Origin of the sequence: Pseudomonas germanica, from assembly GCF_019614655.1 — a bacterium.
Taxonomy (GTDB): Bacteria; Pseudomonadota; Gammaproteobacteria; order Pseudomonadales; family Pseudomonadaceae; genus Aquipseudomonas; species Aquipseudomonas neuropathica.
In genome coordinates, this window is the sequence record NZ_CP071586.1 from 5,444,286 (window position 1) to 5,456,828 (window position 12,543).

Annotated in this window: 9 protein-coding genes; all 9 read left to right on the plus strand. The window is 60.4% G+C overall.

Going from position 1 to position 12,543, the window contains the following annotated elements:
* The first annotated feature begins 23 nt into the window (after positions 1-23).
* A complete protein-coding gene (gene arcA / locus J0G10_RS24140) occupies positions 24-1,280 on the plus strand; it encodes an arginine deiminase (protein WP_095048203.1) in 1,257 nt (418 codons plus the stop codon).
* Positions 1,281-1,349: 69 nt separating this feature from the next.
* The gene (locus J0G10_RS24145) at positions 1,350-2,360 is read left to right on the plus strand and encodes an ornithine carbamoyltransferase (protein ID WP_008086805.1); all 1,011 of its coding nucleotides are present in this window, start codon (positions 1,350-1,352) and stop codon (positions 2,358-2,360) included.
* 141 nt (positions 2,361-2,501) lie between these two features.
* On the plus strand, positions 2,502-3,431 hold the full coding sequence (gene arcC, locus J0G10_RS24150; RefSeq protein ID WP_034153407.1) for a carbamate kinase: 930 nt from the start codon (positions 2,502-2,504) through the stop codon (positions 3,429-3,431).
* A gap of 62 nt (positions 3,432-3,493) precedes the next feature.
* A complete protein-coding gene (locus J0G10_RS24155) occupies positions 3,494-3,856 on the plus strand; it encodes a DUF5064 family protein (protein ID WP_095048204.1) in 363 nt (120 codons plus the stop codon).
* 403 nt (positions 3,857-4,259) lie between these two features.
* Entirely contained in the window at positions 4,260-5,768 is a 1,509-nt protein-coding gene (locus tag J0G10_RS24160) for a sigma-54-dependent transcriptional regulator (protein WP_007908048.1), read from the plus strand.
* A 452-nt stretch (positions 5,769-6,220) separates the two neighbouring features.
* Positions 6,221-6,604 (plus strand): glycine cleavage system protein GcvH, encoded by a 384-nt coding sequence (gene gcvH / locus J0G10_RS24165; protein ID WP_220556898.1) that lies wholly within the window; start codon positions 6,221-6,223, stop codon positions 6,602-6,604.
* An 11-nt stretch (positions 6,605-6,615) separates the two neighbouring features.
* The gene (gene gcvP / locus J0G10_RS24170; protein ID WP_220556899.1) at positions 6,616-9,468 is read left to right on the plus strand and encodes an aminomethyl-transferring glycine dehydrogenase; all 2,853 of its coding nucleotides are present in this window, start codon (positions 6,616-6,618) and stop codon (positions 9,466-9,468) included.
* Between the two features lie 202 nt (positions 9,469-9,670).
* Entirely contained in the window at positions 9,671-11,047 is a 1,377-nt protein-coding gene (locus J0G10_RS24175) for an L-serine ammonia-lyase (RefSeq protein WP_095048207.1), read from the plus strand.
* Positions 11,048-11,181: 134 nt separating this feature from the next.
* Positions 11,182-12,306, plus strand: a complete 1,125-nt coding sequence (gene gcvT, locus J0G10_RS24180; protein WP_095048208.1) for a glycine cleavage system aminomethyltransferase GcvT — start codon at positions 11,182-11,184, stop codon at positions 12,304-12,306.
* Positions 12,307-12,543 lie beyond the last annotated feature (237 nt).

A 12,543-nucleotide genomic window follows, 5' to 3' on the forward strand; every position in this document is an offset into this window, starting at 1 on the left:
TTTTGTTATCTGGAGGATCTGAAATGACCACGGAAAAAGTTAAGTACGGCGTCCACTCCGAAGCCGGTAAACTGCGCAAAGTCATGGTGTGCTCCCCAGGTCTGGCCCATCAGCGGCTGACCCCGAACAACTGCGATGAACTGCTGTTCGACGACGTGCTCTGGGTGGCCCAGGCCAAGCGCGACCACTTCGACTTCGTCACCAAAATGCGTGAGCGCGGCATCGACGTGCTGGAAATGCACAACCTGCTGACCGACATCGTTGCCATCCCGGAAGCACTGGACTGGATTCTCGAGCGCAAGGTCACCGCCGACTCGGTGGGCCTGGGCCTGATCAACGAAGTCAAATCCTGGCTGAAAAGCCTTGAGCCACGGCACATCGCCGAATTCCTGATTGGCGGCGTGTCCGCCGATGATCTGCCGGACAGTTTCGGCGGCAAGACCATCCAGATGTTCCGCGACTTCCTCGGCCACTCCAGCTTCATTCTGCCGCCGCTGCCGAACACCCAGTTCACCCGCGACACCACTTGCTGGATCTACGGTGGCGTGACTCTGAACCCGATGTACTGGCCAGCGCGTCGTCAGGAAACTCTGCTGACCACCGCCATCTACAAATTCCACCCGCAGTTCACCAATGCCGATTTCGAGATCTGGTACGGCGACCCGGACAAGGATCACGGCAGCTCTACCCTTGAGGGCGGCGACGTGATGCCGATCGGTAACGGCGTGGTGTTGATCGGCATGGGCGAACGCTCATCGCGTCAGGCCATCGGTCAACTGGCGCTGAACCTGTTCAAGAACAAAGCCGTGGAAAAAGTCATCGTTGCCGGCCTGCCGAAGTCCCGCGCGGCGATGCACCTGGACACCGTGTTCAGCTTCTGCGACCGCGACCTGGTGACAATTTTCCCGGAAGTGGTGAACCAGATCGTCGCCTTCACCCTGCGACCAGACGAAAGCAAACAGGGCGGCATCGACATCCGCCGCGAAGAAGGCACCTTCCTCGACACCGTGGCCAAAGCCCTCAACCTGCCGAAGTTGCGCGTGGTGGAAACCGGCGGCAACAGCTTCGCCGCCGAACGCGAGCAATGGGACGACGGCAACAACGTGGTGGCTGTGGAGCCGGGCGTGGTCATCGGCTACGACCGCAACACCTACACCAACACCCTGCTGCGCAAGGCCGGCGTGGAAGTCATCACCATCAGCGCCGGTGAACTGGGCCGAGGCCGTGGCGGTGGCCACTGCATGACCTGCCCGATCATCCGCGACCCGATCGATTACTAAACGACCATCTCCCCGGCCGCACACACCCCGTAGCGGCCGGGCCGATTACCGAATCCAAGGAGAATCATCATGGCGTTCAACATTCACAACCGTAACCTGCTCAGCCTCGAACACCACACCCCACGTGAGCTGCGTTACCTGCTCGACCTGTCCCGCGATCTGAAGCGCGCCAAGTACACCGGCACCGAGCAACAACACCTGAAGGGCAACAACATCGCCCTGATCTTCGAAAAAACCTCGACCCGTACCCGTTGCGCGTTCGAAGTGGCGGCCTATGACCAAGGCGCCAACGTCACCTACATCGACCCGAACTCGTCGCAGATCGGCCACAAAGAAAGCATGAAAGACACCGCCCGCGTGCTGGGGCGCATGTACGACGCCATCGAATACCGTGGCTTCAAACAGGAAATCGTCGAAGAGCTGGCCAAGTTCGCCGGTGTGCCGGTGTTCAACGGCCTGACCGATGAATATCACCCGACTCAGATGATCGCCGACGTGCTGACCATGCGTGAACACGCCGACAAGCCGATCCATGAAATCAGCTACGCCTACCTCGGCGATGCGCGCAACAACATGGGCAACTCGCTGCTGCTGGTCGGCGCCAAACTCGGCATGGACGTGCGTATCTGTGCGCCGAAAGCGCTGTGGCCACTGGATGATCTGGTCGAGCGTTGCCACAAATATGCGGAAGAAAGTGGCGCACGTATCACCCTGACTGAAGACCCGAAAGCCGCCGTCAAAGGCGTCGACTTCATCCACACCGACGTTTGGGTGTCGATGGGCGAGCCGGTGGAAGCCTGGGCCGAGCGTATCCAGCAACTGCTGCCGTACCAGGTCAACGCCGAACTGATGAAAGCCAGCGGCAACCCGCGCACTAAGTTCATGCACTGCCTGCCGGCGTTCCACAACAGCGATACCAAGGTCGGCAAACAGATTGCCGAGCAGTATCCGCACCTGAAAAACGGCATCGAAGTGACCGACGACGTGTTCGAGTCGCCAGCCTGCATCGCCTTCGAGCAAGCGGAAAACCGCATGCACACGATCAAGGCGATTCTGGTCTCGACCCTGGCTGATCTGTAACCACTGCTGATCCATGATCGTTCCCACGCTCCTGCGTGGGAATGCATCCCGTGACGCTCTGCGTCACAGCGGACGCGGAGCGTCCGTGGCGGCATTCCCACGCAGAGCGTGGGAACGATCAACACGAAAAGGACATGCATTATGCGTATCGTCGTAGCGCTGGGCGGTAACGCCCTGCTCCGCCGTGGTGAACCGATGACCGCTGACAATCAGCGCGCCAACATCCGCATCGCCACCGAGCAAATCGCCAAGATCCATCCCGGCAACCAACTGGTCATCGCCCACGGCAATGGCCCGCAAGTCGGCCTGTTGTCGCTGCAAGCGGCGGCCTACACCTCTGTCACCCCTTACCCGCTGGACGTGCTCGGTGCCGAAACCGAAGGCATGATCGGCTACATCATCGAACAGGAACTGGGCAACCTGCTCGACTTCGAAGTGCCGTTCGCCACCCTGCTGACCCAGGTTGAAGTCGACGCCAAGGATCCGGCCTTCCAGAACCCGACCAAGCCGATCGGCCCGGTCTACGACAAGGCTGAAGCAGAAAAACTCGCCGCCGAAAAAGGCTGGGCGATTGCCCCGGACGGCGACAAGTTCCGCCGCGTGGTCGCCAGCCCACGGCCAAAACGCATCTTCGAAATCCGCCCGATCAAGTGGCTGCTGGACAAGGGCAGCATCGTCATCTGCGCCGGTGGCGGCGGGATTCCGACCATGTACGACGAGAACCGTAACCTCAAGGGCATCGAGGCGGTGATCGACAAGGACCTGTGCTCGTCGCTGCTCGCCGAGCAACTGGAAGCCGACTTGCTGGTAATCGCCACGGACGTCAACGCGGCGTTCATCGATTACGGCAAGCCGACGCAGAAAGCCATTGCCGAAGCGCACCCGGATGAGCTGGAACGCCTCGGCTTCGCCGCCGGCTCGATGGGGCCGAAGGTACAGGCAGCCTGCGAATTTGCGCGCCATACTGGCAAGGTCGCGGTGATCGGTTCGCTGGCGGACATCGAAGCGATTGTCCAGGGCACTGCCGGTACTCGCGTGACCACTGCGAAGCCCGGCATCACTTACCGATAATTAGAAACTCCGGGGGCAGGCCCGAGGTCTGCCCTTCTCCCATGCCTTGAAAGGAGAAAAACATGGCCCAGTTTGAACCCGGTCATCTGCATATTGAGCGGCACGCGTTGACGCCGGATGACGTCAGTTACAACGTGCACCTCGACTATGAAGTCTTCAGCGATCCGCAAAAAGGCAAAGGCATCCAGTTCACGATGCATGGCAACCTTCAGGGCAAGGATATGAAAGAGACCTTCTTCCTGCCCAAAGAGGAGGCCTACAACTTTGCCAACAATGTGACGAAAATCGCCGAGAAGTACGGCATTCCCAAGACGCACAGCCAGATCGGCTCGGTTCACAAGCATTACGACATGATGTTTGAAGACATCCGCAAGCAACTTGATATGAAGTCCGGCGACCCGGTCAATCTTGAGCATTTCGAATAACCCGCAAAAGCCCCTCACCCTAGCCCTCTCCCAAAGGGAGAGGGGACTGATTGGGGGATGCTCTAGTGTTACACCGACCTGACCTTGCTTTACCGAATCCATAATCGACTGGTTCTTTCAGGTCGATGTCAAACCTCAGACACCTCGGTCGACCCCCTCTCCCTCCGGGAGAGGGCTGGGGTGAGGGGACTGATTGGGAGATGCTTCGGAGTTACGCCGACCTGAACTCGCTTTACCGAATCCATAATCGACTGGTTCTTTCAGGTCGATGTCAAACCTCAGACACCTCGGTCGGCCCCCTCTCCCCCTGGGAGAGGGCTGGGCGGGCGGCGTTTCCGATGAGGGTGTTTTTGATTTAAGGCATACTTGCCACCCTCCGCACTGCAGATCACTGAACCGCCCCATGCGTATCCACGTCAGCTTCATCGACCGCGTCGGCATCACCCAGGAAGTCCTGGCTATCCTCGGTGGGCGCAATCTCAATCTGGATGCGGTGGAGATGATCCCGCCCAACGTCTACATCGATGCCCCGACCTTGAGCCCGCAAGTGCTCGAAGAGCTTAAAGATGCGCTGTTCCGCGTGCTCGGCGTCGAGGCTGTGACCGTGGTCGACATCCTCCCCGGCCAGCGTCGGCATTTGCAGCTCGATGCGTTGCTGGCGGCGATGACCGACCCGGTGCTCGCCCTCGACAGTGCCGGCAAGGTGCTGCTGGCCAACCCGGCGTTGATCGCGCTGTACGGTCGCGAACCGGCCGGCGAGAGTGTCGCGGAACTGTTCAATGATCCCGCGCTGCTCGACACCTTGCTCGAACATGGCTTCCGTCTGCCGCTGCGCGAGATCACCGTCAACGGCCAGACTTTGCTGCTCGACGCCACGCCGATCACTGACGCCGGCGCCCTGCTGACCTTGTATCAACCGAACCGTATCGGCGAACAACTCTCGGCACTGCACCATGACCACGCCGAAGGTTTCGATGCGCTGCTCGGCGAGTCCCCGGCGATTCGTACGCTCAAGGCCCGCGCGCAAAGAGTCGCCGCTCTTGATGCACCGCTGTTGATTCAAGGCGAAACCGGCACCGGTAAAGAACTGGTCGCCCGCGCCTGCCACGCCATCAGCGCGCGACACAGTGCACCGTTTCTGGCCCTCAACTGCGCGGCCCTACCGGAGAACCTCGCCGAAAGCGAACTGTTCGGCTACGCCCCCGGCGCCTTTACCGGCGCGGCGCGCGGCGGCAAACCGGGGCTGATGGAACTGGCCAACCAGGGCACGGTGTTTCTCGATGAGATCGGCGAGATGTCGCCGTACTTGCAGGCCAAGCTGCTGCGTTTCTTGAACGACGGCAGCTTCCGCCGCGTGGGCGGTGATCGTGAGGTGAAGGTCAACGTGCGCATCCTCAGCGCGACCCACCGCGATCTGGAAAAAATGGTCAGCGAAGGCTTGTTCCGCGAAGACCTGTTTTATCGCCTCAACGTGCTCAACGTAGAAGTGCCACCGCTGCGTGAACGCGGGCAAGACATTTTGCTATTGGCGCGGTATTTCATGCAGCAAGCCTGCGCGCAGATCCAGCGCCCGGTCTGCCGTCTCGCCCCAGGAACTTACCCGGCGCTGCTCGGCAATCGCTGGCCGGGCAATGTGCGGCAATTGCAGAACGTGATCTTCCGCGCGGCGGCGATTTGCGAGAGTAGCCTGGTGGATATTGGCGATCTCGACATTGCTGGCACCTCGGTGGCGCGGCAAACCGACAGCGATGTCGACAGCCTCGAGCAAGCGGTCGAAGCTTTTGAGCGTTCCCTGCTGGAAAAACTCTACGTCAGCTACCCCTCGACCCGCCAACTGGCCAGCCGCCTGCAAACTTCGCACACGGCCATTGCCCATCGCCTGCGCAAATACGGCATCCCCAACAAACCCTGAAAACACCACAAATTCACCTGCGGGAAATACCCCCCCTGTGGGAGCGAGCCTGCTCGCGAAAGCGCTATATCAGCAGAATCATTAGTGACTGACACACCCTCTTCGCGAGCAGGCTCGCTCCCACAGGGTTAGAGGGTGATTTCGAAATCGCGTCAAAAACGACCTCCACCTGTACTGAAAGCGCTACAGCGGAACGATATCGCTACACACGCCTCCGATCACCGCTGTGCAAGGCTTTGATCCCGTTCAGCTTTTATCCTCGCTCCATGCTGTAGCGATTTCGCTACAGGCATCTCTGAACCTTCGACCCCCCAAATATCTAATTCATTGATTTATAACGATAAATCAACATTGGCCACATTCTTGCTAATCAACCCTTCATAAATAAGGGCCTTCGCGCCCGACTATTCCACCGCGTCCACCAGACGAGTCTGGCCCCCTGAGGAGTTTCCATGAGCGAGTTGCGTTTTACTGAAGATCACGAATGGCTGCGCACCGAAGCTGACGGCAGCGTTACTGTCGGCATCACCGCTTTCGCGCAGAACGCCTTGGGCGACGTGGTGTTCGTGCAACTGCCTGAGCTGCAGGCTTACGAAAAGGGCGCCGAAGCCGCCACCGTGGAATCGGTGAAAGCCGCCAGCGGCGTGTACATGCCGCTCGACGGCGACGTACTGGCAGTCAACCCGGCGCTGGTAGACGCCCCGGAACTGGTCAACGAAGATCCGCTGGGCGAAGGCTGGTTCTTCCGCTTCCAGCCTAACGACGCCGCCGCTGTCGGCAAATTGCTCGATCAGGACACGTACGACCGTCTGATCAAAGCCCAAGCCGAAGCCTGAGGAACACCGACATGACTCAAGTAAACCTTGGCACCGCCAACGAATTCATCGCCCGTCACATCGGCCCGCGCGCCGGTGACGAGCAAGCCATGCTCAACAGCCTCGGCTTCGACTCGCTTGAAGCCCTGAGCGCCAGCGTCATCCCGGAAAGCATCAAGGGCACCAGCGTGCTCGGCATGGACGACGGCCTCAGCGAAGCCGATGCCCTGGCGATGATCAAATCGATCGCCGGCAAAAATCAGCTGTTCAAAACCTACATCGGCCAGGGCTACTACAACTGCCACACGCCGTCGCCGATCCTGCGCAACCTCTTGGAAAACCCGGCCTGGTACACCGCGTACACCCCGTATCAGCCAGAAATTTCCCAAGGTCGTCTCGAAGCGCTGCTGAACTTCCAGACCATGATCAGCGACCTCACCGGCCTGCCGATCGCCAACGCCTCGCTGCTCGACGAAGCCACCGCCGCTGCCGAAGCCATGACCTTCTGCAAACGCCTGAGCAAGAACAAGGGCAGCCACCAGTTCTTCGCCTCGATCCACAGCCACCCGCAGACCCTCGACGTGCTGCGCACTCGTGCCGAGCCGTTGGGCATTGAAGTTGTGGTCGGCGACGAACGTGAACTGACTGACGTAACGCCGTTCTTCGGCGCGCTGCTGCAATACCCGGCGAGCAACGGTGATGTGTTCGACTATCGCGAACTGACCGAACGCTTCCACGCCGCCAACGCTCTGGTCGCCGTGGCTGCCGACCTGCTGGCCCTGACCCTGCTGACCGCCCCGGGCGAGTTCGGTGCTGACGTTGCCATCGGTTCGGCACAACGCTTCGGCGTGCCGCTGGGCTTTGGTGGCCCGCACGCCGCTTACTTCTCCACCAAAGATGCGTTCAAGCGTGATATGCCGGGCCGTCTGGTCGGTGTCTCGGTTGACCGTTTCGGCAAGCCGGCGCTGCGTCTGGCGATGCAGACCCGCGAGCAACACATCCGCCGCGAGAAGGCCACGTCGAACATCTGCACCGCACAAGTGCTGCTGGCCAACATCGCCAGCATGTACGCCGTCTACCACGGCCCGAAAGGCCTGACGCAGATTGCCAACCGCGTGCATCACCTGACCGCGATCCTGGCCAAGGGTCTGACCGCGCTGGGCGCTAACGTCGAACAAGCCAGTTTCTTCGACACCCTGACCGTCGCCACCGGCGCAAACACCGCCGCGCTGCACGACAAGGCACACGCTGCGCAGATCAACCTGCGCGTGATCGACGCTCAGCGTCTGGGCCTGTCGGTCGACGAAACCACCACCCAGGCTGACATCGAAACCCTTTGGGGCCTGTTCGCCGATGGCAAGACCCTGCCGGACTTCGCTGCGCTGGCCGCTGCGGTGCAAAGCACCATCCCAGCATCGCTGGTACGTCAGTCGCCGATCCTCAGCCACCCGGTGTTCAACCGCTATCACTCGGAAACCGAGCTGATGCGCTACCTGCGCAAACTGGCGGACAAGGATCTGGCCCTGGATCGCACCATGATCCCGCTGGGTTCGTGCACCATGAAACTCAACGCTGCCAGCGAAATGATCCCGGTGACCTGGGCTGAATTCGGCGCCCTGCACCCGTTCGCCCCAGCCGCACAGAGCGCCGGTTACCAGCAACTGACCGATGAACTGGAAGCGATGCTCTGCGCCGCCACCGGTTACGACGCGATCTCGCTGCAACCGAACGCCGGTTCGCAAGGTGAATACGCAGGCCTCTTGGCGATCCGCGCCTATCACCAGAGCCGTGGCGATGAGCGTCGCGACATCTGCCTGATTCCGTCGTCCGCCCACGGCACCAACCCGGCCACCGCCAACATGGCTGGCATGCGCGTGGTTGTGACCGCGTGCGATGCGCGCGGCAACGTCGACATCGAAGACCTGCGCGCCAAAGCCATCGAGCACCGCGAACACCTCGCCGCGCTGATGATCACTTACCCGTCGACCCACGGCGTGTTCGAAGAAGGCATCCGCGAAATCTGCGGAATCATTCATGACAACGGCGGCCAGGTGTACATCGACGGCGCCAACATGAACGCAATGGTTGGCCTCTGCGCACCGGGCAAGTTCGGCGGCGACGTCTCGCACCTGAACCTGCACAAAACCTTCTGCATCCCGCACGGCGGTGGCGGCCCGGGTGTCGGCCCGATTGGCGTGAAATCGCACCTGACCCCGTTCCTGCCGGGCCACGGCCAGATGGAACGCAAAGAGGGCGCGGTCTGCGCAGCACCGTTCGGCAGTGCGAGCATTTTGCCGATCACCTGGATGTACATTCGCATGATGGGCGGCGCAGGCCTGAAACGCGCTTCGCAGCTGGCGATCCTCAATGCCAACTACATTTCCCGTCGTCTCGAAGAGCACTACCCAGTGCTGTACACCGGCAGCAACGGTCTGGTGGCACACGAATGCATCCTCGATCTGCGTCCGTTGAAAGACAGCAGCGGCATCAGCGTTGATGACGTCGCCAAGCGCCTGATCGACTTCGGCTTCCACGCACCGACCATGTCGTTCCCGGTCGCGGGCACGCTGATGATCGAGCCGACCGAAAGCGAATCCAAGGAAGAACTGGACCGCTTCTGCGACGCCATGATCCGCATCCGCGAAGAAATCCGCGCGGTGGAAAACGGCACGCTGGACAAGGACGACAACCCGCTGAAGAACGCTCCGCACACGGCGGCAGAGCTGGTTGGCGAGTGGAATCACCCGTACAGTCGCGAGCAAGCCGTGTACCCGGTCGCGTCGTTGATTGAAGGCAAATACTGGCCACCGGTCGGTCGTGTCGACAACGTCTTCGGCGATCGCAACCTGGTGTGCGCCTGCCCGTCGATCGAAAGCTACGCTTAATGGAATGAGGGGCGGGTTGACCTGTCCCATTCTCCAGAACACCAAAAATCCCTGTGGGAGCTGGCTTGCCAGCGATGAGGGTGGATCAGTGTCCATCTCTGTTGCCTGACACTCCGCCATCGCTGGCAAGCCAGCTCCCACATGGAACCCATCAAGCCTGATGTTTTGCCAATTCCTATAACAAGAAACCGGAGAACCACTCATGTCGTTAAGCGTGTTCGACCTGTTCAAGATTGGCATCGGCCCCTCCAGTTCCCACACCGTCGGCCCGATGCGTGCTGCTGCGCGTTTCGCCGAAGGCCTGCAACGTGAAAACCTGCTGACCACCACCGCCAGCGTTCGCGTTGAGCTGTACGGTTCCCTCGGCGCCACCGGTAAAGGTCACGGCAGCGACAAAGCCGTGCTGCTCGGCCTCGAAGGCGAACATCCCGATACCGTTGATACCGAAACCGTCGCCGCGCGCCTGCAAGAAATTCGCGGCAACGGACGACTGAACCTGCTCGGCGAACACAGCATTGCGTTCAACGAGAAAGAACATCTGGCAATGATCCGCAAGCCGCTGGCCTATCACCCCAACGGCATGATCTTCCGCGCCTTCGATGCGGCGGGGATTCAGATCCGCAGCCGCGAGTACTACTCGGTTGGCGGTGGTTTCGTGGTCGACGAGGACGCGGCCGGTGCCGACCGCATCGTCGAAGACGCCACGCCGCTGACCTTCCCGTTCAAAAGCGCCAAGGACTTGCTCGGTCATTGCGCCACCTACGGTCTGTCGATCAGTCAGGTGATGCTGACCAACGAAAGCGCCTGGCGCCCGGAGGCGGAAACCCGCGCCGGCCTGTTGAAAATCTGGCAGGTGATGCAGGACTGCGTCGCTGCGGGCTGCCGTAACGAAGGTATTTTGCCCGGCGGCTTGAAGGTCAAACGCCGTGCGGCAGCGTTGCATCGGCAACTGTGCAAGAACCCGGAATCGGCGTTGCGCGATCCGTTGTCAGTGCTCGACTGGGTCAACCTCTACGCTTTGGCGGTCAACGAAGAAAACGCCAATGGCGGACGTGTGGTCACTGCCCCCACCAACGGCGCGGCGGGGATCATTCCAGCGGTGCTGCATTACTACATGCGTTTTATCCCAGGCGCGAATGACGACGGCGTCGTACGGTTTCTGCTGACCGCTGCGGCCATCGGCATTCTCTACAAGGAGAACGCATCGATCTCCGGCGCTGAAGTCGGCTGCCAAGGTGAAGTCGGCGTGGCCTGTTCGATGGCGGCCGGTGCGTTGTGCGAAGTGCTTGGCGGCAGCGTGCAGCAAGTCGAGAACGCTGCGGAAATCGGCATGGAGCACAACCTCGGCCTGACCTGCGACCCGATTGGCGGGTTAGTGCAAGTGCCGTGCATCGAGCGCAATGCCATGGGCTCGGTAAAAGCCATCAACGCGGTGCGCATGGCCATGCGTGGCGACGGCCAGCATTTCGTCTCCCTCGACAAAGTCATCCGCACCATGCGCCAGACCGGCGCCGACATGAAAAGCAAATACAAAGAGACCGCCCGCGGCGGTCTGGCGGTCAACATTATCGAATGCTGACCTCACCCCAGCCCTCTCCCTCTGGGAGAGAAAAGTAATTAGCCCCCTCTCCCTTCGGGAGAGGGGTGGGGTGAGGGGCTTTTGATCTTGATCTTGCCTCTTACCCCCAAACTCTAATTTTCAAGGAGCCACGCATGTCCACCGAACAACTGTCGAAAACCCCGCTGCACGCTCTGCACATCGAACTCGGCGCTCGCATGGTGCCGTTCGCCGGCTACGACATGCCGGTGCAATACCCACTCGGCGTGATGAAAGAACACCAGCACACCCGTGAGCAGGCCGGGCTGTTCGATGTCTCGCACATGGGCCAGATTCGCCTGACCGGCGCCAACGCCGCCAAAGCCCTGGAAAGCCTGGTGCCGGTAGACATCATCGACCTGCCGGTGGGCATGCAGCGTTACGCGATGTTCACCAACGACAACGGCGGCATTCTCGACGACCTGATGGTGGCAAACCTCGGTAATGACGAATTGTTCCTGGTGGTCAACGCCGCGTGCAAGGATCAGGACCTTGCCCACCTGCAAAAACACATCGGCGATCAGTGCACCATTACGGCGCTGTTCGAAGAGCGCGCTCTGCTGGCATTGCAAGGTCCGGCGGCGGTCACCGTGCTGGCGCGGCTGGCACCATCCGTTGAAAAAATGACTTTTATGCAGTTCGCCCGTGTCAATCTGCTCGGCGTCGACTGCTTTGTCAGCCGTTCGGGTTACACCGGTGAAGACGGTTTCGAAATCTCCGTACCAGCTGCAGATGCCGAAAAACTTGCCCGCGCCCTGCTCGCCGAACCGGAAGTCCAGGCCATTGGCCTCGGCGCTCGCGACTCGCTGCGTCTGGAAGCCGGTCTGTGCCTCTACGGCCACGACATGAACACCGAGACCACGCCGATCGAAGCCAGCCTGTTATGGGCGATCTCCAAGCCACGTCGCGCTGATGGCGCGCGGGCCGGCGGTTTCCCGGGCGCGGAGAATATTTTCGCCCAGCAACAGAATGGCGTGGCACGCAAACGCGTCGGCTTGCTGCCGCAGGAGCGCACACCCGTGCGTGAAGGCGCAGAAATCGTCAACGAAGCCGGCGAAATCATCGGCAGCGTGTGCAGCGGTGGTTTCGGTCCGACCTTGGGCGGGCCGTTGGCGATGGGTTACCTCGACAGCGCATATGTCACCCTCGACACACCGGTTTGGGCCATCGTTCGTGGGAAAAAGGTGCAAATGCTTGTAAGCAAAATGCCATTTGTTCCACAACGCTACTATCGCGGCTGATTGACTGTTTCTATAAGTAACGCGATTGCGTTATGCGTGCACTAATGTGTAACGCAATCGCCACAAAAAAGTGCATTTTCTATCAACTGATTCGAATATGAACTTTGCTTATAACGATCGAAAACAATTGAACAGGCTAATCGTCTAAGACCGCACTAGCGAGAGGATTAACTTGCTCAAGCTCAGTAAAACCGGGGGCTTCGCAGGGCTTGTTTTTTCTCCCGTAGTTGGCGTAGA

Excerpts from the sequence above, each read along its gene's own strand:
- arcA (WP_095048203.1), top strand. The coding sequence starts at position 24 with ATGACCACGGAAAAAGTTAAGTACGGCGTCCACTCCGAAGCCGGTAAA.
- J0G10_RS24160 (WP_007908048.1), top strand. The coding sequence starts at position 4,260 with ATGCGTATCCACGTCAGCTTCATCGACCGCGTCGGCATCACCCAGGAA.
- J0G10_RS24175 (WP_095048207.1), top strand. The coding sequence starts at position 9,671 with ATGTCGTTAAGCGTGTTCGACCTGTTCAAGATTGGCATCGGCCCCTCC.
- gcvH (WP_220556898.1), top strand. The coding sequence starts at position 6,221 with ATGAGCGAGTTGCGTTTTACTGAAGATCACGAATGGCTGCGCACCGAA.
- J0G10_RS24145 (WP_008086805.1), top strand. The coding sequence starts at position 1,350 with ATGGCGTTCAACATTCACAACCGTAACCTGCTCAGCCTCGAACACCAC.
- gcvT (WP_095048208.1), top strand. The coding sequence starts at position 11,182 with ATGTCCACCGAACAACTGTCGAAAACCCCGCTGCACGCTCTGCACATC.
- gcvP (WP_220556899.1), top strand. The coding sequence starts at position 6,616 with ATGACTCAAGTAAACCTTGGCACCGCCAACGAATTCATCGCCCGTCAC.
- J0G10_RS24155 (WP_095048204.1), top strand. The coding sequence starts at position 3,494 with ATGGCCCAGTTTGAACCCGGTCATCTGCATATTGAGCGGCACGCGTTG.
- arcC (WP_034153407.1), top strand. The coding sequence starts at position 2,502 with ATGCGTATCGTCGTAGCGCTGGGCGGTAACGCCCTGCTCCGCCGTGGT.